Source organism: Burkholderia sp. AU39826 (assembly GCF_020419965.1).
In the GTDB taxonomy this organism is placed as follows: Bacteria; Pseudomonadota; Gammaproteobacteria; order Burkholderiales; family Burkholderiaceae; genus Burkholderia; species Burkholderia semiarida.
Window position 1 is genome coordinate 154,793 of record NZ_JAIZQG010000013.1, and the last position, 19,441, is coordinate 174,233.

The window sequence follows — 19,441 nt, forward strand, 5'->3', positions numbered from 1 at the left end:
CGGAATGGGCGCTGCCGCAGGGCTGGCACGCGCGCCGTTCGAGGTCAAATCTTATCAAACGGGGGGGGCCGGAACGCCCGGCTGGCCGGGCGGTTCGGGCGCGAGCGCCGCGCGCAAGGTGGTCCAGTGCAGTTGCGCGTCGGCGGCTGCGCGCAGCACCGCGGGCAGCACGTCGAGCACGACCGGTTCGCCGCGCGCATCGCGCGCCGCGTGACCGTCGTGCACGAGCAGGATGTCGCGCGCATCGAGCCCGTGCAGCAGGCGGCGCGTGACGGTCGCGGCGTCGCGCGCACGCGTGTCGAAGCCGCGCCGCGTCCAGCTCGCGAGTTGCAGGCCGAATTCGCACAGCACGGGTTCGAGAAACGGATTGCGCAGGCCGGCCGGTGCGCGGAAGAACAGCGGGCGCGTGCCGGCGACGTCGGTCAGCGTCTGCTGCGCGGCGGCGACTTCGCGCCGCAGCGCAGCCGGCCCCGACAGCGAGAACGTATGGCGGTGCCGCTGGCTGTGGTTCTCCACCGCATGGCCGCGCGCGACGATCGCCTCGATCCACCGCGGATGACGGCGTGCGAGATCGCCGATGCAGAAGAACGTTGCGCGCGCGTCGTAACGGTCGAGCAGGTCGAGCACGCGCGGCGTGACGTCCGGGTCCGGGCCGTCGTCGATCGTCAGCGCGATGCGGCGGCCCGCGCCGGCCGGCAGGCGCGTCCAGTTCGGACCGAGCAGCGTGCTGCGCGGCCACAGGCCGGCCGCGGTCAGCGCGAGATGCGACGCGACCACGCCGCCGACGGCCCACGGCCACGCGGCCGGTTGCGCGATCATGGCGGCGGCCGCGCCCGCGTGCAGCGCGGCGGCGCCCGCGATCAGCGGCGTCGGCTTCCAGCGGCGTGCGTCGCCGGTATCGCGCGGGGGGATAAAAGGCGGCACGTTCATGCGCGGCCTCCTTGCTGGTGATTGCCGACCGCCGCCGCGGCGCGCGGCGCGAGAATCGCCGCGAACGCGAGCGCGAGTATCGCGCCGGGGCCGACGGTCAGCCCGAACGTTTCGAGCAGCGGCACGCGCGACAGCGCGAGCAGCCCGAAGCCGGCGACCGTCGCGAGGTTCGCGATCAGCAGCGACACCAGCGTGTACGGCGTGACGGGCTGCGCGTCGCCGCGCCGGCAGAAGAACAGCGCGTAGTTCGAGCCGACCGCGACGATCAGCAGCATCCCGACGAGGTGCAGGATGGTCAGTTGCACGCCGGCGAGCGCGAAACCGGCCGTCACGACCAGCACGGCCGCGACGAGCGGGGCGAGCGCGCGTGCGGCGAGCCGGGGCGAGCGCAGCGCGATCAGCAGCAGCACGGCGATCGCGGCGAAACCCGCGAGCGACAGCCGGATGTCCTCGTGCACGTAGCTCACGTACAGGCGATCGGCTTCGGCCTTCATGTCGACGAACAGCGCATCGGGCACGCCCGCGCGCGCGACGGCGGCGCGAATCGGCGTGGCGTCGAGGGTCGACGCCGGCTGCGCGGTGCGCGCGGCGTCCGGTGCACGCAGCGGCAGCATCGCGCTCCAGCGGCCGTCGCGTTCGGTCAGCAGCGCATCGACGGCGAGCGCCATCGACGTGCCGCGCAGGTCCGCGCGCGTCAGCAGCGGCGCGCGACGCGCGGCGTCGACGTCGGCGACGAACGGCGCGAACAGGTCGGGTTTCACCGAGATCGGCTGGTTCGCGACGGCAACGCGCATCCGTTCGGCGAGTACGTTCGCATCCGGCAGGCTCGCCTGGCGCGCGCGCTGCGCGGCGTCGCTCGGCAGGTAGCGTGCGGGGTTGTCGAAACCGCCGAGCGTGCCGCGGTCGACGAGCGGCTGCAATTGCGCGGCCACCTTTTCCGCGCGTTCGAGTGCGGCCTGTTCGGTCGGCGCGGCAATCACGACGAGGTAGCGCACGTCGGGCGCGCCGACGTCGGCGCGCAGCCGTGCGTCGAGCGCCTGCGCCTGTGCCGGCACGGGGCTGAGCGCGGCGAGCTCGCGGCTCCACAGGCTGCCGCGATGCAGCGCGAGGGTCGCGCACGCGGCGACCACGAGCGCCGCGAGCGGCCGGCGCAGCCGCGGCGCGGCGTCGGCCGCGCGCGCGAGCATGGCGCCGACGCGCGATACGTCGCGGATCGCGACATGGTCGCCGCGCAGGTGCGGCAGCACGAAGCGCGTGACCAGCGCGGCGGCCGTCAGCCCGACGATCGAATACAGCCCGAGTTGCACGAGGCCCGGGAATCCGGAGAACAGCATCGACGCGAACCCGCACACCGACGTCAGCACGCCGAGCCGGATCGTCGGCCAGTACGCGGCGACCCACGCGCGCGTCGCGTCGGCCGGGCGCGCGGCGCCGCGCGTGCCGACCGATGCCGATTGCACGAACAGGTAGATCGAATAGTCGACGGCTTCGCCGATCAGCGTCGTGCCGAACCCGAGCGTCAGCCCGTGGACCGTGCCGAACGCGACGCCGACCGCCGCGATCCCGGCCGCGACGCCCGTCAGCACCGGCAGCAAGCCGAGCGCGAGCGTGCGCGGCGAACGGTAGAGCGTGAGCAGCAGCGCGACGATCAGCACGACGCTCGCCGCTGACAGCCGCTCGACGTCGTGCCGGATCGTGTCGCGCGTGTCGACCGAGAACACGCCGGGGCCCGTCATCGCGAGCGTCGCCGCGTTCGCATTCGGCACGGCCCGCGTCGCGGCCGCAAACGCGCGGCGCACGGCGTCGATCGCGCGGGCCTGCGCATCGGTATCGGAGCCGGCGGCGGCCGTCTGCACGACCAGCACCGCGCGCGTGCCGTCGCGCGACGCCCACACGCCGTCGCGGCTCGCGGGCTCGGCCGCGCCGTCGAGGCCGTCGACGAGCGCGGCGACTTCGCCGGTCGGATCGCGCGGCAGCATCGCCTTCGCGACGAGGCCGGCCGACGAACTCAGCAGGTCGAGGCTGTCGCCGAGCGCCTGGTGCAGGCCGTCGGCGCTGAAGCGCCGCGGCGTGACGGCCGGGCTCAGCAGATAGCGGTGATCGAAGATGAACTGCCGGTCGCGCGCGTCGTTCGCGGCTTCGCCGTTGTGAACGGCCGCGAACCGCGGATCGGCGCGCAGCGTGCCGGCGACGCGCCGCGACAGCGCGGCGCGCGTGGCCGCATCGCCGCCGTCGATCGCGACGAGGATCAGGCGCGACACGATGCCGTCGCGCAACTGGTCGACGAGCACGCGCTGCCCGGCGCTCGGCGCGTTCGGCAGGAACGCGGACAGGTCGGCCGTGAAGTGCGCGCGCCCGATCGCGACGCCGCACGCGACCAGCGCGAGCAGCCACACGAGCACCGCGCGCTGCCGCCATGCGGGCACGCGGGGGGCGACGGGGGAGGAGCGCATGCGATCGTCCATCAGTTCGCGTTCGCCGCGGCGGGTTGCAGGCGCATCACCGAACGATCGCCGTCGGCCTGCCGGATCGTGACGCCGCGCAACGTGTCGCGCGTGCCGTCGAGCGTGATCGTGCTGACGACCTTCAGCATCCGCGAGTCGAGCGGCGTGAGCGTCAGCGTCCAGTCGTCGCCGCGTCCGGAAACGGCGACCTTGTACACCTGTTCGAGCGCCAGGCGGTTGCCGGCAAGCGTCGCGCGGATGCTGTCGATGAACGCGCCGAGTTCCGGATAGCGCGCGAGCGCGAGCGTGTACTTGCGGTCGTTGCGCTCGACGGTGAGCATGTCGCCGTCGACGACGAGGTGCTCGGGCTTCGGGCTCAGCGTGTGCTTTTCCAGATGATCGGGCGCGACGAACACCAGCTCACCCGACGATTCGACCGGCTGCGTGGTGATCGACAGGTGCTTCGTCTCGGTGAAGGTCGCGCGGCCCGACTTGTGCTGCGCGAGCGTCGACATCAGCCGGTCGAGAGTCCAGGCCGAACCGGCATCGGCCGCGTACGCGGGCACGGCCAGCGCGATCGCGGCGGCGCTGGCGGCGAGCACGCGCGCGGTGCGCGCGGCCATGGGCAACGAGAACGGGAACAGGCAGCGGCGAGCGGCGGTCATGCGTCGGAATCCCTCGTGGCGGGCAGGTCGGCGCCGGCGCGCACCGGCTCGCGGCGCGCGGGCGCGGCGTCGCCGCCTTGCCAGAAATCGAAATAGTTGAACCAGTTGTACGGCGCCGCGCGGCAGTACCTGTCGAGCAGCGCGACGTAGCGCGCGAGCGCCGCGTCGACCGCCGCCGCGCGCGTGTCGCGCCGCACGCCGGAGAAATCGGCGAGCGTCTCGAAGTGCACGTCGTAGCGGTTGCCGTCGCGATAGAGGCCCGTCATGAAGATCACCGGGCGTTTCAGCATTGCGGCCATGTAAAGCGGGCCGACCGGGAACGCGGCCGGCGCGCCGAGCAGCGGCAGGCGCCGCAGCGACGCGGCCGCGTCGTCGAGCAGCGTGCGGTCGGCGAGCATGCCGACCATGCAGTTCGCGTCGAGGCGCTCGCGCACCTTCAGCATCGAGTCGACCTGCCCGAGCGGAATCACTTCCGGCTGCGCGGCCGGGTTCACCGCCGCGAGCGTCGCGTTGATCTTGCGCGCGTTCTGCTCGTACATCGTGACCACCACGCGCAGGTCCGGGCGCGTGCGGCCGATCGCGCGCACGACCTCGAAGCTGCCGAGGTGCGCGCCCATCAGGAACGCGCCGCGTCCGCCCGCGAGCGCGTCGTCGACGAGCGTTTCGCCGTGCAGCCGGATGTCGAACAGGTCGAAGCGCCCGTTCATCAGGTACACGCGATCGTGGATCGTCGCCGCGAACGTGAACACGTGCCGGTACACGTCGCGCCAGCGCACGGGGCGGCCGAGCACGCGGCGCAGGTAGTCGCGCGACGCCGCGCACGCGGCCGGCGAGAACAGCACGAAATACGTCGCGATCAGGTGCAGCACGATGCGCGCGCGCCGCCGGCCGAAGCGCAGCGAGATCCACGTCATCGCGCGCAGCAAGCCCGCGTTGCTGCGCTCCTGACGCTCGGCCCACGCGGTGCGCTTCATGGCTGCGCGCCATCCCGCGCGGCCGGTGGCGCGGACAGCACGCCGGTCGCGACCTCGCGCGACCCGGCGCGCACCGTGAAGCGGATCGCGCCGCCGGCCGCGGCGTCGTACGCGAGATCGAGCGGTTCGCCGGGCGCGACCGGGCTCAGGAATTTCGCGGCGCCGAGCCGCCACGCGTGCAGCGGACGGTTCAGCGCCGCGCCGATCGCATGGATCGCGTGATCGAGCAGCACGACGCCCGGCACGACCGGATGGCCGGGAAAGTGGCCGGGCAGCGCGGGATGGTCGGCGGCGATCGTGAACGCGAGCGAGGGCGACGGCGTGCCGGCCGGGTCGCCCTCGGCCGGCGGACCGACCGTCGTGGCCGTCGCGGCCGCGGCGCGCGCATGGTGCGCGACGAGCGCGGCCAGCACGTCGCGCGGCAGCTTGCCCGTTTCGTTGCGCGGCAGCGCATCGACGAACACGAGCGGGCGCGGCATGAACGCGGGGTCGATTCGCTCGCGCAGCGCGCGTTGCAGATCGGCGGCCGCGAGCGTCGGCGCGACGACCAGCGCGACGAGCCGCGTGACCGGTTCGAGCGCCGTGTCGCCACGCGCGGGCGCGGCTTCGTCGGGCATGAAGAACACGCCGTCGACCACTTGGGGGATCGCGTTGAGCTGATGATTTAGATATGCGAGCGACGTGCGCTTGCCGGCGATGTTGACGAGGTCGGCCTTGCGGCCGTGCAGCAGGAACCGGCCGTCGCCGAGCAGCTCGAGCGCATCGCCCATCGGCACGGGCGCCTCGACGTGCCCGCCCGATACCCAGACCGTCGGCCCGCTGTCGTCGCCGGCCGAATCGTCGCGTGCGTCGCGCGCGTCGAGCCGGATACCCGGGAACGGGTCCCACGCCGCGCCTTGCGACGTGCGACGGGTCGCGATCTGGCCGGTCTCGGTGCTGCCGTAGATCTCGACGAGCGGCGCGTCGAGCGCGGCCTCGGCTTCGCACGCGAGCTTTTCCGACAGCGGCGCGGTGGCCGACAGCACCAGCGCCGCGCGCGGCAGCGCATGGCCGGCCGACAGCAGCGCACGCAGGTGGATCGGCGACGTGACGAGCACGCGCGGCTGCGGGATCGCGTCGAGCTCGTCGCGAATGTCGCCCGGGTAGAACGGCTGGCGGTTGCTGAACGCGAGGCCGCCGATCAGCGCGAGCAGCACCGTCGACTCGAAGCCGTACATGTGCTGCGCGGGCACCGTGCCGATCAGCGTGGCCGCGCGCCCGTCGAGCAGCCCGAGGCGCTCGGCCGCCGCGCGCACGCAGCCGACCAGGAAGCCCCAGGTCTTGCGGTGCGGCACCGGCGCGCCGGTCGAGCCGGACGTGAACACGTAGGCCATGATCCGCGCCGCGTCGATCTGCGGCACGGCGAACGGCGCATCGCCCGTGCATTCGCCGGGCGCGGCGTCGGGATACGCGAAGCGCGGCAGGTCGATCGCGCAGTCGGGCGCATCGTGCAGGCAGAACGCGTCGGGCGCGAACGACGCGAGCTGGCGGACCATTTCAGGCGTATGCGTCGACGGCAGCAGGCTGATCCTGCCGGCGACGAGCGCCGCGCACAGGCTGACCGCGAAGCGATAGCGGTCGCGGCACACGTTGAACACGTGGCCGCCGGGGGGCAGCGCGGCGGCCACGCGCGCGACGTCGGCGACGAAGGCGCGCACGGTGACGGGCGAGCCGTCGCGCCAGGCGATCGTCTGGTCGGGCGAGGCATGGAATACCAGCGGGTGAGTCGGCATAAATCGGTCAAGACGGGAACGAAGGCCGGCGCGGCCGTGAAGCCACGCCGGTCATGAATTCATCGCGAGGCCTGCGATGCGTGGGTCGACGCGCGATACGCGCGCACCGCGTCGATCATCCGCGGCCGTGGCTCGTGCGGCAGCGCGAAACGCCGGCATGCATGCTCGGCGGCGAACATCACGGCGACGAGCGGCAGCGACAGGTAGTTCGCGAACGTCGACCACGTGACGATCGGCGCGGTCGCGAACAGCAGCGTCGACACGGCGGCGGTCGCGACGAAGAACAGCGTCCACGCGAGCGTGATCCTCCGCGTGTAGCGCTCGACGGCCGGCGTGACGGCGCCGTGGATCATCGCCGCGAAGCGCGTGCACAGCGGCACCTGGCCGGCCACGAGCGTGCGGCCGAACAGCAGCGCCATCGCCACGTTGAAGCTCGCGTGTTCCAGATACAGGCCCCATTCGAAGTGCTGCGCGAGCGGCGCGCGCGCGACCCACAGCGCGGCGGCGGCCAGCAGCCATGCCGGCACGAGCCATGCGCGCCGCGGCGAGCGCAGCGCCGCGCCCAGCGCGAGCAGCAGCGGCGGCACGAGCGCCATCGCGAGGCCGAAGCCGTGCGCGCCGGGTGTCGCGCTCGCGTAGTGCGCGCCCACCTGGTAGGCGGCCACGGCGCCGGCCGCCGCAATGCCGCGCACGACGGGCAGCCGCCGCCTCATCGGCGGCCTCCGCGCGCGCCGCGTGTGCACCGGCCGGCGGCCGGATGGCGGCGGCGGACGGGCGGGCGAACCGGAACGGGGCACAAGAGCGGACGCGGCATGACTGGAGACATCGGGTGGATCGTCGGCGGACGCGCGGTCGGGCCGTCAAACATCATATGAATGGCGGCCCGGACGCGGGTCCGGGCCGGTGGTCGGGCACGCTCATTTTAGGGCCGCGGCAGCGCCCGTTCGGGGCGGCCGCGACCGGCTTTTGTAACCGATTGTATGGCGCGGGACGAACGGTTTCGCGGAGTCGGTGCATTTCCATCCAAAGCGGCTCAAGCGTCTCGTGCATTCGTGGCCGAAACGGGCCGCGGCGGCGGCTCGCCAGTCTTGTAACCATTCGCGGTATACGGCCCGATACCCTTCGTCTAGAATCCGCGTAACTTTTACAAACGATCCCCAAACGACGCAGGCGGGGAAGCCGGCAGAGGCCGGAGGGACGGAGATTCGCACGCGCCGGGCGTGCACGACGGTTGCCGTTTCCGGACGCCTCCCGCTGCCATGGGCCGCCTGCACGCACGCATGATGAACGCACTGGAACAAGAGCTCGCCACGCTGATCATCGGCGAACTGAATCTCGAAGACGTCTCGCTCGATACAGTGACGGCCGACACGCCGCTGTATGGCGAAGGTTTCGGGCTCGACTCCATCGACATTCTGGAAATCGCGCTGCTGATTTCGAAGCAATACGGCTTCGAGCTGCGCTCGGACAATCCGGACAACCAAAAGATCTTTGCGACGCTCGGCGCGCTGGCGGCGTACGTCGCCGCGCATCGCACGAAGTGACGGTGTTGTGCACGGGCGTAGCGCGCGGGCGCGGCGCAACGATGAAGACGGCGCGCGGCGGCGCTCGACGGACGATGCGCGGCCGCGTCGATCGAGGTGAAAACGCGATGAACGGAGCCATTCGATGCGGGCGCTTGTGACGGGCGGCAGCGGCGCGCTCGGGCAGGCGATCTGCACGGCGCTCGCGCAGGCCGGCCATGAAGTGTGGGTGCATGCGAACCGCCATCTCGCGCACGCGCAGGCGGTCGCGCAGCAGATCGTCGCGGCCGGCGGCGCCGCGCACGCGATCGCGTTCGACGTGACCGACGCCGACGCGACGCTTGCCGCGCTGAAGCCGTTCATCGACGAGGCGCCGGTGCAGATCCTCGTCAACAACGCGGGCATCCACGACGACGCGCCGATGGCCGGCATGTCGCGCCAGCAGTGGCGCAGCGTGATCGACGTGACGCTCAACGGCTTTTTCAACGTCACGCAGCCGCTGCTGCTGCCGATGATCCGCACGCGGCACGGACGGATCGTCAACATCGCGTCGGTGGCCGGCGTGACCGGCAATCGCGGGCAGGCCAACTACGCGGCCGCGAAGGCGGGGCTGATCGGCGCGACGAAGTCGCTGTCGCTGGAGCTCGCGTCGCGCGGCATCACCGTGAATGCGGTGGCGCCCGGGATCATCGCATCGCCGATGGCCGAACAGGCGTTTCCCGCCGAACGCATCAGGCAGCTCGTGCCCGCGCAGCGCGCGGGCCGGCCCGACGAAGTCGCGGCGATGGTCGCGTATCTGGTATCCGACGCCGCGGCCTATGTGACGGGGCAGGTGTTGTCCGTCAACGGCGGGCTCGCATGACGCGGCGTGTCGCGTGGGCCTGACGGCATTGGCCTGATGTAACGCACCGCGGTGCAGGGCCGCGTCGTCGTTCGGCCTGCGCCCCCATAGTGAGGAAATCGAAGTGTCCGTGCAACCAGTCGACGCCGAACGGCACCCGTGTTCGCCGTCCCCCGCCGCCGCGCCGTTCGCGCACGGCGGCGACCGCGCGCTGCGGCTCGTCCAGATGAGCGATGCGCGGCTCGTCGCGCTGCTGCACGATGCGCGCGGCCGTGGCGACGCGCTCGATCGCGTGTTTCCCGGCGCGCTGGGCGCGGTATGCATCGGCGCGGCGGGCACACCGGACGAATCGCGCGCGCAGGCGCTGGCGCGGATGCTGACCGATGTTGCGCCCGGCTTGCCGGTCGCGCCGGTGCAGATGGCGCTGCTCGGCGCCGAAGTCGCGCCGGGCGATGCCGTCTGCGAACTCTGGCAATGCGACGCGCACGACTTGCGCAGCGAACGGCGCGGTGCGCTGCACTACCGCTACAGCGAAGCGGCGGGGCTCGTGTTCGGCAGCCTCGTCGTGCACGAGACGGACGCGGCGTACGACGCGCCGCGCGACGGCGGCACGCCGCTCGAACGCGCGACGTTCGATGCGTACCGCGCGCTGTTCGGCCTGCTCGATACGCTCGGCATGCCGCATCCGCTGCGGATCTGGAACACGGTGCCGGCGATCAATGCGGTGCAGTTCGGGATCGAGCGCTATCGTCAGTTCAATATCGGCCGTCAGCACGCGTTCGATGCGTGCCGGCGCGCATTGACGGGCGGCGTGCCGGCCGCATGCGCGCTCGGCTCGGTCGTGCCGGTCGCGGGCGATGCGCCGCCGGCCGCGCCGCTCGCGATTCATTTCCTCGCGAGCCGTACGCCGGCCGATGCCGTCGAGAATCCGCGCCAGGTCAGCGCGTATCACTATCCGGCGCAGTACGGCCCGCGTGCGCCGACGTTCGCACGCGCCGCCGCATGGGCCGATGGCGATGCGGCGCCGGTGCTGTTCGTATCGGGCACCGCGAGCATCGTCGGGCATCGCACCGTGCATCGCGGCGACGTCGTCGCGCAGACGCGCGAGACGGTCGCGAATCTGGCGGCGGTGCTCGAGCAGGCCGCGCGGCAGGGGCACGGCCCATACTCGCTCGCCGACCTCGGCTATCGCGTCTACGTGCGCGACGCCGGCGACACCGCGGCGCTGACCGAGATCGACCGCGTGCTGCGCGATGCGGCCGGTTCTCACGTGCGGCCGCTGTTCGTGCATGCGCACGTGTGTCGCGACGACCTGCTGGTCGAGATCGAGGCCAGCGCCGGTCATGCGATGGAGTGGCTGCCATGAAGCGCGAGAGCCTCGCGATCCGGCAACCGGCCCGGCATGCAACCGAGGTCGACGACGCGTGCGAGCGTTCGTCGGCAAGTCATACAATTTTGTCAGGATCCCCGTCTTCGTCATCGGCTGTTCCCATGTCCAGGCTGCACGCGTCGTCCACCCATCTCGTCCTGATTCCGAGCTACAACCCGGGCGCCAAGGTCGACACGACCGTGCGCAATGCACGCGCGCAGTGGAACCCGGTGTGGGTCGTCGTCGACGGCAGCACCGACGGCAGCGCCGAACGGCTGCAGGCGATGGCCGAGCGCGATCCCGGCTTGCGCGTGATCGTGCTGCCGGAGAATCGCGGCAAGGGCGCCGCGGTGCTCGCGGGCCTCGACGCGGCGGCCGCGAGCGGCTTCACGCACGTGCTGACGATGGATTCCGACGGCCAGCATCCGGCCGACCTGATTCCCGCTTTCATGGCGGCATCGCAGGCCGCGCCCGACGCGATGGTGCTCGGCGTGCCGAAGTTCGACGCGAGCGCGCCGCAGTTGCGCGTGCAGGGGCGCCGGCTGTCGAACGCGTGGGCCGACCTCGAGACGCTTTGGGCCGGCATCGGCGATTCGCTGTACGGCTTTCGCGTGTATCCGGTCGCGCCGCTGGCGGCGATCATGCGGCGCCAGCCGTGGATGCGCGGCTTCGACTTCGATCCCGAAGCGGCCGTGCGGCTGTGCTGGGCCGGCGTGCGTCCGATCCGCATCGACGCGCCGGTGCGCTATTTCGGCCGGCACGAAGGCGGCGTGTCGCACTTTCACTACGGTCGCGACAACGCGCTGCTCGCGTGGATGCACTTGCGTCTTTTCACCGGCTTTGCAGTGCGCCTGCCGATGCTGGTCGCCCGCCGCCTGACGCGCCGCCGCCAGACGGCCTGAGCGACACCGGTTCCGGCTTCCGTTCCGGCCGTCGCCCGAGCGCGACGATTGCGGCGCTTTTTGTCGTCAATTCGGCCCTGTTTTGACACTTATTTTCAATCTACCGAGTAATAGACATGTCATGTGATGTAAACATCTGGTAATTTTCCGCCGGATTATGCAAAATCGCCGCTCCCAAATACAACTATCGAGGGATTCCGGGATGCAACTCAAGAAAGCGGTGGCGGTGTGTGGCGTGGCGTTTCTGTTGAGCGCGTGCGGTGGGGTACAGAACCTTGACGCGAACAGCCTGACGTCGGCGGGGACCAACCTGTACAAGGCGGCGACGCTGTCGGACAGCGACATCGCCGCGCTGTCGAACGAGTCGTGCAAAGCGAGCGACGCCGAATCGAAGATCGCGCCGCCGAACAGCGCGTACGCGAAGCGCCTGACGAAGGTGATGAAGGGCTTCGGCGACATGACGCTGAACGGCCAGAAGATCAACTCCAAGGTCTACCTGACCAAGGACGTCAACGCGTGGGCGATGGGCAACGGCTGCGTGCGCGTGTACAGCGGCCTGATGGACATGATGAACGACGACGAGCTGCGCGGCGTGATCGGCCATGAAATGGGCCACGTCGCACTCGGCCACTCGAAGAAGGCGATGCAGACGGCGTATGCGGTGAGCGCGGCGCGTACCGCGGCCGGCGCGGCTTCGCCGGGCGTGGCGGCGCTGACGAGCTCGCAGCTCGGCGACATCACCGAGAAGTTCATCAACGCGCAGTTCTCGCAGTCGCAGGAAAGCGCGGCCGACGATTACTCGTTCGACCTGATGAAGCAGAAGAACATGAGCCAGAAGGGCCTCGTCACCGCGTTCCAGAAGCTCGCGAAGCTCGACGGCGGCCAGAGCTCGATGATGAGCTCGCACCCGTCTTCGTCGAGCCGTGCGCAGCACATCGAGGATCGCATCGCGAAAGGTAGCTGATTCCGCAGCCGATCGCGCGGCCGATCGCCGGCCGTCCGCGCCGGCGATTGGCAAGCGACATGAAAAACCCCACGCTCGTTGGTCGGGCGTGGGGTTTTGTTTTTTCGGCGTGCCTGCCGCCGCTTATGCGCTCGAAACCGCGCACGCCAACGGCGACGCGGCCGTCGCAGCCGCGACCGACGCGAAGCTGCACGAGGCGATCGCGCTCGCGTCGCGCAACACGATGTGCGTGCATCGACATACGGGCGTGGCGCGCATGCTGCGCGAGCACATCGGATCGACATGGCCGGGATGACGATGGAGGACGAGCAGGCACCCGGGTTGCTGTCATTGCGGCACCCGGTCGTGTGCGGGCGATTCGCACGCGCCGGCTCCAAGAGACGCGCCCCCGCGATGCAGACCATATCGACTACGTACGCAGCCATTTCGAACCGAGCGATGTACCGCGAGGTGGGTTGGAGCAACGGCGCGGCATGCTCGGCCCGCCCAATTGACCGGTTCGTCGGGCGCCCACTAGAATCGATCGGGACCGCCTGTCAGCCGCGCGCCGCGGCAATGACGTGCCCATTGATCCGACTGTCGAGGAAGCTTCCGTGCTCACGTCCTTGATCCGGCGCGCACCGGCCGCGCTGCCGTGGCGCGCCGCATGCCGCCAGGCCCGCGCGCTGATCGTCTGTGCGCTGCTGCCGCTCGCCGCCTGCGCGACGCATCCGCCTGCCACTTCGCTCGATCGCCCCGTCTCCCACGCGTTGCCGGCCGCTACCGCGACGCCGTTGCGCGATGCGCTGGCCGCGCCGGAGGCCGCGCATCCGGGGCAGTCGGGCTTCCGGCTGCTGGCCGACGGCGCCACCGCGTTGCAGATGCGCATCGCGCTCGCGCGTGCGGCGACGAAGACGCTCGACATGCAGTACTACATCGCGACCGAAGATACGACCGGCAAGCTGCTGCTCGGCGCGGCGCTGTACGCGGCCGATCGCGGCGTGCGCGTGCGGATGCTGGTCGACGACCTGAACTTCGACGATATCGACCGCGTGATGGCCGCGCTGAATACGCATTCGAACATCGAGATCCGCGTGTTCAACCCGTTCGGCGCATCGCAGCGCGGCATGGTCGAGCGTACGGCCAACTTCTTCACGCGGATCGACAGCTTCACGCGGCGGATGCACAACAAGGCGATGATCGCGGACAACCAGCTCGCGATCGTGGGCGGCCGCAATCTCGGCGACGAATACTTCAGTGCGAGCCCGACGCTGCAGTTCCGCGATCTCGACGTGCTGGCGGCCGGCCCCGTGACGCACGACATCTCGACGAGCTTCGACGAGTACTGGGCGAGCGCGAGCAGCTATCCGCTGCGCGTGCTCAATCATCAGACCTTCGATCCGAAGGATCTCGACGCGATGCGCGACGAACTGCGCGACCACTGGCGCAAGAATGCCGATCCGTACAACGCGAAGCCGCTGAACGCGACGCCGCTCGCGCGGCAGATCGCGCGCGACGAACTCGAACTCGTATGGGCGCCGGCCGAATTCAAGGTCGATGCACCGACCAAGGTCGCGCGGCCGACCGGCACGTACGTGAGCCCGCCGATGCAGCGCCTGGCCGAGCTCACGCGCGGCGCGCGCAAGGAATTCCTCGCGTTCTCGCCGTACTTCGTGCCGCACGACGCCGGCGTGAAGATCCTCGGCGAGACGGCCGCGCGCGGCGTGCGCGTCGCGATCGTCACGAATTCGCTCGCGGCGACCGACGCGGTCGCGGTGCAGGCCGGCTATGCGCCGTATCGCGTGCCGTTGCTGCGGCGCGGCGTCGAGCTGTACGAATTCAAGTCGCAGCCGGATCAGCAGCCGGCGCGGCTGTTCGGCTCGCGCTCGCGTGCGAGCCTGCACGCGAAGGCATACGTGATCGACCGGCAGATTCTCGTGATCGGCTCGCTGAATCTCGACCCGCGTTCCGCGTACCTGAACACCGAGCTCGCGCTCGTGATCCACAGCCCGGTGCTCGCGCAGCAGGCCGCGGCGATTTTCGCGCGCGTGACGCAGCCGGACGAAAGCTATCGCGTCACGCTCGCGAAGGGGGCCGACGGCAGCCCGCCCGCGCTCGAATGGACGGGCACCGAGGGCGGCCGGACCACCACCTATCACGTCGACCCGCATGCGGGGCTGCTGCGCAACGTGATGACGGGCATCTTCACGCTGCTGCCGGTCGACGATCAGTTGTAAGGGCGGGAACGGCTCCGGCAAAACCCGCGATACCGGCGCGTGGGGAAAGGTGATATGGTTGTGCGCGCAACGATATGTGAATCGTGAAGGGCGCCGGACCGCTCGCGCAATGCGGGCCGGAACGGTGCCGAACGACGTGCCGCCGCACGTGCGGGATCCGCACCCTGCGCGGCGCCGGCAGACGATGGACGACGCGCACCGCCACGCTGCGCGCCCCGCGCAACCGGAGTTCCCCATGCAACGTGTACCGAACCAGCCGTTCACGCGCCCCGCGCGCTTTTCCGAAGCCGAATGGCAGGCGCGGGTGCAGCTCGCGGCTGCCTACCGCATCTTCGACCACCTCGGCTGGACCGAGCTCATCTACAACCATATCTCGCTGCGCGTGCCGGGCGAGGACGGGCATTTCCTGATCAATCCGTTCGGGCTCCATTACCGCGAGGTGTGCGCATCGAACCTCGTGAAGATCGACATCGACGGCAACGTGATCGGTCATTCCGACTGGCCGATCAATCCGGCCGGGTTCACGTTCCACAGTGCGATCCATGCGGCGCTCCCCGATGCGCACTGCGTGATGCACGTGCACACGACGCCGACGATGGCCGTGTGCTGTTCGCGCGACGGGCTGTCGTTCTCGAATTTCTATGCCGCGCAGTTGTACGGGAAGGTCGCGTATCACGACTTCGAAGGCATCACCGTGCATCTCGAGGAGGGGCGGCGCATCGTCGACAGCGCGGGCGGGCGGCCCGTGCTGCTGCTGCGCAACCACGGGCCCGTGACGATCGGCGCGACGCTCGCGCAGACGTTTTCGCTGATGTGGCTGCTCAACCGGGCGTGCGAGGTGCAGATCGCGACGCATGCGATCGGCGATGCGCTGCCGATTGCGCCGCCCGTTCTCGAAGGGTGCGTGCGCGATTCGCTGAATTTCGATCCGAAGCATGGCGCGGGGCAGGACGCGTTCGACGCGCTGCAGCGCATCGTCGACCGGATCGATCCGGGCTATCGCGCGTGACGCGGGCGGCGCGCCCGGCGAGTGCGCCCGCCTAGAACCGGTAGCCGAGGCCGGCCTGGATCACGTCGGTGTCGCGGTCGTAGCGCGTGACCACGCGGTTCCACGTGACGCGCGCGAGCCAGCGCTCGGAGATCCGGTAACTGGCCGAGATCGACACGATGCCGGAGAGGCGGCCGTCGCCGGGGCCAGGCTGCCCTTCGCGGTTGCGCTGGTTGACGGTGAAATACGCGCCGGCGCCGGCCGCCAGCGTGACCTTGTCGTTCAGGAACGCGCGCGTGAGCCACAGCTGGGAGGCGACGCCGTTGCGGCGGACCGCCTGCTTCGCGCCTTCGTACATCCACGTCGCGGTCCAGTCGATCGAACGCGTGAGGCCGCGCCGGTATTCGAGGCTGCCGCCGAGTGTCGACGGCGACGAGCGGCTGTTGAGAATCGTCTCGCCGAGCATCGCCGTGATTTCGTTGTGCGTGACCCGGCTCGCGCGCGGCAGCGCGGTCTCGCGCGGGCCCGGCGTGTCGGGCGCATCGAGCTGGTAGCCGACGCCGAACATCACCGCCGTCGTGTCGGGCCCGCCGAACACCTGCGCGCGGTTGACCTGAAGCTGGGCCATCCAGCGGTGCGACGTGTAGTACGCGGCGCGCACGCTCATCAGCACGCCCCATCCATGCGTATTCGAGTAACCGCGGCCTTCGGCGGCCGGCACCGTGTCGAAGTAGCGATACGGGCCCGCGCCGGCCGACAGCACCAGCCGGCGGCGATCGAGCGGCATGCGGCCCCAGAACTGCACGGCCTGGCCATCGCGGTGGTGATTCGGGATGTGCCCTTCGTTGTACCACGTGAAGCCGAGCGCGGTATGCGGGCTCAAGCCTTCCTGGTAATCGAACGCCCACGAATACGTGCGTTGGCCGCCGCCCCACAGCGGGCCGGTGAACAGCGAGAATTCCTGCGCGTCGGCGGGCGCGCCGTAGAGGGCGGCGGCGGAGCAGAGTCCCGCCAGCAGCGGGCGGGCGCGGACGGGGCGGGTCGGGCGGGGCAGCGGGAGACGGGCCGGCACGGTCAACTTTCCAGTCACGACAACACGCGATCATTTTCCTGCGCGGGAAAACACGTGTCGACCCGGGTTCGCGCAATACCGTATTACACGTATCGTGACAACATGCGGGGTACGCGGTCGGGTCCCGGCACGCGTCGGCATGCGCTTCGATCGCGGCGTTCGCGAGATGAAAAACGATTCGTCATGCTTCGTATTCCGGAAAGAGACGTTCGTGTGCGGCATGTCGCGTGCCGGTCGATACACGCAAAAAAAACGCGGCCGGGCGGCCGCGTGAATACTCGCAGACTCCTTCGGACGAAGGAAACAAGCAACTGTGAAGCGAAGTGTAGCGAAAGGCCGCGTCGCGATTCAGGGGGCCTGCTGCAAAGGTCTCTTCCAGGTTTCGGCAGGCTGCCCGGATCGACCGCAATCGACTACCATCGCAACTGGCGCCCCCGTCCGGGTGGCGTCCACGTCGTACAAGGAGAATCCATGCTCAAGCTGCGTTTGCTCCAGGTCGCGTTATTCGCGGGCGTGCTGGCCGCCGGCAGCGCCGCTGCCGAAACGGTGCGCCTGTCCGCCAGTCTGCAGCCGTCGAGCGAAGTGCCGCCGACGGCGACCAAGGGCTCGGGCGCCGTCGCCGCCACCTACGACACGGCCACCCGCATGCTGCAGTGGACGGTCACCTACGAACACCTCACGGGGCCGGCCACGGCCGCGCATTTCCACGGGCCCGCGCCGGTCGGCCAGAACGCCGGCGTGCAGGTGCCGATTCCGAAGGACGAGCTGACGAGCCCGATCAAGGGTTCGAAGGAACTCACCGACGCGCAGGTCACCGACCTGATGAGCGGCAAGTGGTACTTCAACATTCATACGAAGGAACACCCGTCCGGCGAGATCCGCGGCCAGGTGATGCCGGCGAACTGAGCGCAGGCGTTTGAGGTAGAGGCACCTGTCGAGCGACGCGCGCACGTTCGCACGTACCATCGTCACATTGCGATGACGGAGTGCGTCCGATGAGTTGGCAAAGCAAGTTCGCCTGCTGGCTGCTGCGCTGGCAGTTTCGTCCCGAAACCACGCGCGAGGTGCTCGACCCCGCGCGTGCCCGGCGCTTTACCGACCTGCGGATGATCGTGCCGCGCCGCCCGCCGTCGGGCTACCGGCTGCGCCCGTGCTACGGCGCCGGCGACGCGCCGCTGCGCGGCGAATGGCTCGAGCGCACCGACACCGACGCGGGCCGCGGGCCCGGCCGCACGCTGCTGTATTTCCACGGCGGCGGCTACTACTTCTGTTCGACGAAGACGCACCGGCCGCTGGTGTTCGGGCTGACGAAGCGCGCGGGTGTGCGCGCGTTCTCGCTCGACTATCGGCTCGCGCCCGAAAACCGTTTCCCCGCCGCGCTCGACGATGCGCTCGCCGCGTACCGGCAATTGCTGGCGCTCGGCACGCCGCCCGAGTCGATCGTGCTCGGCGGCGATTCGGCGGGCGGCGGCCTCGCGCTCGCGACGCTCGTCGCGCTGCGCGATCGCGGCGAGCCGTTGCCGGCCGGCGCGATCCTGTTCTCGCCGTGGACGGATCTGGCCGGCACCGGCGACACGATGCGCAGCAACGACGGCCGCGACCCGATGTTCGCGGCCGCGGCGCTGCCGAAGGCCGCGAAGCTGTATCTCGGCGACACGCCGGCGACGCATCCGTACGCATCGCCGCTCCACGCCGATTTCACCGGCTTGCCGCCGCTGCACATCCAGGTCGGCAGCACCGAGGTGCTGCTCGACGATTCGCGCCGCGTCGCGGACAAGGCGAAGGCGGCCGGCGTGGCGGTGGAGATCGAGGTGTGGCCCGACATGCCGCACGTGTGGCAGCTGTATGCGCCGATGGTGCCGGAGGCGCGCGACGCGCTCGACCGCGCGGCCGCGTTCCTGCGCCGCGTCGCGCTCGAGCGCGCGGCTCAGCGCGCGGGCGAGGCGTCGATTGCCTGATAGGCAGCCTGGACGGCCACCGGGCCGTACTTGCGTTCGAGCCGGCGCACGGTGAAGTGGCCGTGCGCCATCTGCTGGAAGTGGTCGATGAACAGCGTGTTGACGGTCGCGCCGAGCACGGCGCCGATCGCCGGGATCGACTTCGCGGCCATCTGCTCGGTCACCTGCACCGAGAAGCGCGAGGCCACCGTCTGCACGAGCTTGAACACGGCCGCCGAGCTGTGCGCGGCGATGCCTTTGGCCGTGATGTCCGACGACGCCTTCGAGATCGCCTGCGCGAGCGCGCCGCGCAGCACGAAATAGCCGAGATCGGCGTCCTCCTCGTGCTTGTCCGGGTGGCCGCCCATCCCGAGCACGGCGAGGCACTGCAGCTGCGTATCGACCGACGTCAGGTCCTCCCCCTCGCTGCGCGCGATGTCGCACACCGAGCGGAAGATCAGCGTGGTCGTCACCGGCAGCTCGACCGGCAGCGCGAGAAAGCCGAATGCACCGCCCGCCGCGCCGGTCGTCGCGACCGCGAGCTTGTGCAGCAGGTTGCTGGGCTTGTCGGGCTCGGCGTCCGGCGCCTGCGGCTTGCCGAGCGTTCGCAGCGCGATGTTCAGGCATTTGCGCAGCGCGAGCTGCGTCGCATCGTTGATCTTGCCGGTCGCGAAGTCCGGCAGCCGCGCGATCATCTTCTCGACCGGCGCGCCGAGCACGCCCGTCAGCTTCATCGTCAGCGACGGGCTTTCCAGCACCTGCTTCGCGCGCCGCAGCGCGTCCCGGTCCTCCGGCGACAGCGTCGTCGCGGGGTTGATTGAAATCGGTTCCATCTTTCTCCTTG

The 19,441-nt window shown here is 70.4% G+C and carries 17 protein-coding genes and 1 pseudogene; 10 read left to right on the forward strand and 8 right to left on the reverse strand.

What is annotated here, in order from left to right; all coding sequences use genetic code 11:
* Window positions 1–54 precede the first annotated feature (54 nt).
* Genes LGM42_RS21695 through LGM42_RS21720 form a run of 6 tightly spaced genes read right to left on the reverse strand, consistent with a single transcriptional unit; the run spans window position 55 to window position 7,498 of the window.
* Entirely contained in the window at window positions 55–930 is an 876-nt protein-coding gene (locus LGM42_RS21695; protein WP_226233137.1) for a polysaccharide deacetylase family protein, read from the reverse strand.
* Entirely contained in the window at window positions 927–3,395 is a 2,469-nt protein-coding gene (locus LGM42_RS21700) for an MMPL family transporter (protein WP_226233138.1), read from the reverse strand. The genes LGM42_RS21695 and LGM42_RS21700 overlap by 4 nt, the downstream gene beginning before the upstream one ends.
* Window positions 3,395–4,039, reverse strand: coding sequence for an outer membrane lipoprotein carrier protein LolA (locus LGM42_RS21705; RefSeq protein WP_226233139.1), 645 nt, complete (start codon window positions 4,037–4,039; stop codon window positions 3,395–3,397). The genes LGM42_RS21700 and LGM42_RS21705 overlap by 1 nt, the downstream gene beginning before the upstream one ends.
* Entirely contained in the window at window positions 4,036–5,013 is a 978-nt protein-coding gene (locus LGM42_RS21710; RefSeq protein WP_226233140.1) for an acyl-CoA synthetase, read from the reverse strand. Before LGM42_RS21710 ends, LGM42_RS21705 begins: the two co-directional genes overlap by 4 nt.
* Complete coding sequence (locus tag LGM42_RS21715; RefSeq protein WP_226233141.1) at window positions 5,010–6,785, reverse strand: acyl-CoA synthetase family protein; 1,776 nt, start codon at window positions 6,783–6,785, stop codon at window positions 5,010–5,012. The genes LGM42_RS21710 and LGM42_RS21715 overlap by 4 nt, the downstream gene beginning before the upstream one ends.
* A gap of 59 nt (window positions 6,786–6,844) precedes the next feature.
* Window positions 6,845–7,498 carry a hypothetical protein gene (locus LGM42_RS21720; RefSeq protein ID WP_226233142.1) on the reverse strand — a complete coding sequence of 218 codons (654 nt, stop codon included), beginning with the start codon at window positions 7,496–7,498 and terminating at the stop codon, window positions 6,845–6,847.
* A 546-nt stretch (window positions 7,499–8,044) separates the two neighbouring features.
* Between LGM42_RS21720 and LGM42_RS21725 the strand changes: the two genes are divergently transcribed.
* The 8 genes and pseudogenes from LGM42_RS21725 to LGM42_RS21760 all read left to right on the forward strand — a co-directional run bounded on the left by LGM42_RS21725 (window position 8,045) and on the right by LGM42_RS21760 (window position 15,609).
* Window positions 8,045–8,329 carry a phosphopantetheine-binding protein gene (locus LGM42_RS21725; protein ID WP_081066508.1) on the forward strand — a complete coding sequence of 95 codons (285 nt, stop codon included), beginning with the start codon at window positions 8,045–8,047 and terminating at the stop codon, window positions 8,327–8,329.
* A 124-nt stretch (window positions 8,330–8,453) separates the two neighbouring features.
* Window positions 8,454–9,170 (forward strand): 3-oxoacyl-ACP reductase FabG, encoded by a 717-nt coding sequence (fabG, locus tag LGM42_RS21730; protein ID WP_059580749.1) that lies wholly within the window; start codon window positions 8,454–8,456, stop codon window positions 9,168–9,170.
* A 103-nt stretch (window positions 9,171–9,273) separates the two neighbouring features.
* Window positions 9,274–10,515, forward strand: a complete 1,242-nt coding sequence (locus LGM42_RS21735; protein WP_226224950.1) for an endoribonuclease L-PSP — start codon at window positions 9,274–9,276, stop codon at window positions 10,513–10,515.
* Window positions 10,516–10,640: 125 nt separating this feature from the next.
* Complete coding sequence (locus tag LGM42_RS21740; RefSeq protein WP_226233143.1) at window positions 10,641–11,420, forward strand: glycosyltransferase family 2 protein; 780 nt, start codon at window positions 10,641–10,643, stop codon at window positions 11,418–11,420.
* A gap of 202 nt (window positions 11,421–11,622) precedes the next feature.
* On the forward strand, window positions 11,623–12,384 hold the full coding sequence (locus tag LGM42_RS21745) for a M48 family metalloprotease (protein WP_226233144.1): 762 nt from the start codon (window positions 11,623–11,625) through the stop codon (window positions 12,382–12,384).
* A gap of 130 nt (window positions 12,385–12,514) precedes the next feature.
* Window positions 12,515–12,878: pseudogene (locus LGM42_RS21750) on the forward strand (hypothetical protein); the annotation flags it as partial.
* A gap of 99 nt (window positions 12,879–12,977) precedes the next feature.
* Window positions 12,978–14,600, forward strand: a complete 1,623-nt coding sequence (locus tag LGM42_RS21755) for a phospholipase D family protein (protein ID WP_226233145.1) — start codon at window positions 12,978–12,980, stop codon at window positions 14,598–14,600.
* 235 nt (window positions 14,601–14,835) lie between these two features.
* Entirely contained in the window at window positions 14,836–15,609 is a 774-nt protein-coding gene (locus tag LGM42_RS21760) for a class II aldolase/adducin family protein (protein WP_226233146.1), read from the forward strand.
* 31 nt (window positions 15,610–15,640) lie between these two features.
* On the opposite strand, the gene LGM42_RS21765 is transcribed toward LGM42_RS21760, so the two are convergent.
* Window positions 15,641–16,642: a hypothetical protein gene (locus LGM42_RS21765; protein ID WP_060318015.1), complete on the reverse strand. Its 1,002-nt coding sequence runs from the start codon at window positions 16,640–16,642 to the stop codon at window positions 15,641–15,643.
* Between the two features lie 489 nt (window positions 16,643–17,131).
* On the opposite strand from LGM42_RS21765, the gene LGM42_RS21770 reads away from it, so the two are divergent.
* Together LGM42_RS21770 and LGM42_RS21775 are read left to right on the forward strand one after the other, a co-directional pair.
* Window positions 17,132–17,566 (forward strand): CHRD domain-containing protein, encoded by a 435-nt coding sequence (locus LGM42_RS21770; protein WP_059580768.1) that lies wholly within the window; start codon window positions 17,132–17,134, stop codon window positions 17,564–17,566.
* An 89-nt stretch (window positions 17,567–17,655) separates the two neighbouring features.
* On the forward strand, window positions 17,656–18,618 hold the full coding sequence (locus tag LGM42_RS21775) for an alpha/beta hydrolase (protein ID WP_226233147.1): 963 nt from the start codon (window positions 17,656–17,658) through the stop codon (window positions 18,616–18,618).
* Here the strand turns inward: LGM42_RS21775 and LGM42_RS21780 are convergent.
* Window positions 18,588–19,430 (reverse strand): EcsC family protein, encoded by an 843-nt coding sequence (locus LGM42_RS21780; RefSeq protein WP_124864362.1) that lies wholly within the window; start codon window positions 19,428–19,430, stop codon window positions 18,588–18,590. The two genes, LGM42_RS21775 and LGM42_RS21780, sit on opposite strands and share 31 nt — an antisense overlap.
* Window positions 19,431–19,441 lie beyond the last annotated feature (11 nt).

Excerpts from the sequence above, each read along its gene's own strand:
- LGM42_RS21695 (WP_226233137.1), bottom strand. The coding sequence starts at position 930 with ATGAACGTGCCGCCTTTTATCCCCCCGCGCGATACCGGCGACGCACGC.
- LGM42_RS21700 (WP_226233138.1), bottom strand. The coding sequence starts at position 3,395 with ATGGACGATCGCATGCGCTCCTCCCCCGTCGCCCCCCGCGTGCCCGCA.
- LGM42_RS21705 (WP_226233139.1), bottom strand. The coding sequence starts at position 4,039 with ATGACCGCCGCTCGCCGCTGCCTGTTCCCGTTCTCGTTGCCCATGGCC.
- LGM42_RS21710 (WP_226233140.1), bottom strand. The coding sequence starts at position 5,013 with ATGAAGCGCACCGCGTGGGCCGAGCGTCAGGAGCGCAGCAACGCGGGC.
- LGM42_RS21715 (WP_226233141.1), bottom strand. The coding sequence starts at position 6,785 with ATGCCGACTCACCCGCTGGTATTCCATGCCTCGCCCGACCAGACGATC.
- LGM42_RS21720 (WP_226233142.1), bottom strand. The coding sequence starts at position 7,498 with ATGAGGCGGCGGCTGCCCGTCGTGCGCGGCATTGCGGCGGCCGGCGCC.
- LGM42_RS21725 (WP_081066508.1), top strand. The coding sequence starts at position 8,045 with ATGGGCCGCCTGCACGCACGCATGATGAACGCACTGGAACAAGAGCTC.
- fabG (WP_059580749.1), top strand. The coding sequence starts at position 8,454 with ATGCGGGCGCTTGTGACGGGCGGCAGCGGCGCGCTCGGGCAGGCGATC.
- LGM42_RS21740 (WP_226233143.1), top strand. The coding sequence starts at position 10,641 with ATGTCCAGGCTGCACGCGTCGTCCACCCATCTCGTCCTGATTCCGAGC.
- LGM42_RS21745 (WP_226233144.1), top strand. The coding sequence starts at position 11,623 with ATGCAACTCAAGAAAGCGGTGGCGGTGTGTGGCGTGGCGTTTCTGTTG.
- LGM42_RS21760 (WP_226233146.1), top strand. The coding sequence starts at position 14,836 with ATGCAACGTGTACCGAACCAGCCGTTCACGCGCCCCGCGCGCTTTTCC.
- LGM42_RS21770 (WP_059580768.1), top strand. The coding sequence starts at position 17,132 with ATGCTCAAGCTGCGTTTGCTCCAGGTCGCGTTATTCGCGGGCGTGCTG.
- LGM42_RS21775 (WP_226233147.1), top strand. The coding sequence starts at position 17,656 with ATGAGTTGGCAAAGCAAGTTCGCCTGCTGGCTGCTGCGCTGGCAGTTT.
- LGM42_RS21780 (WP_124864362.1), bottom strand. The coding sequence starts at position 19,430 with ATGGAACCGATTTCAATCAACCCCGCGACGACGCTGTCGCCGGAGGAC.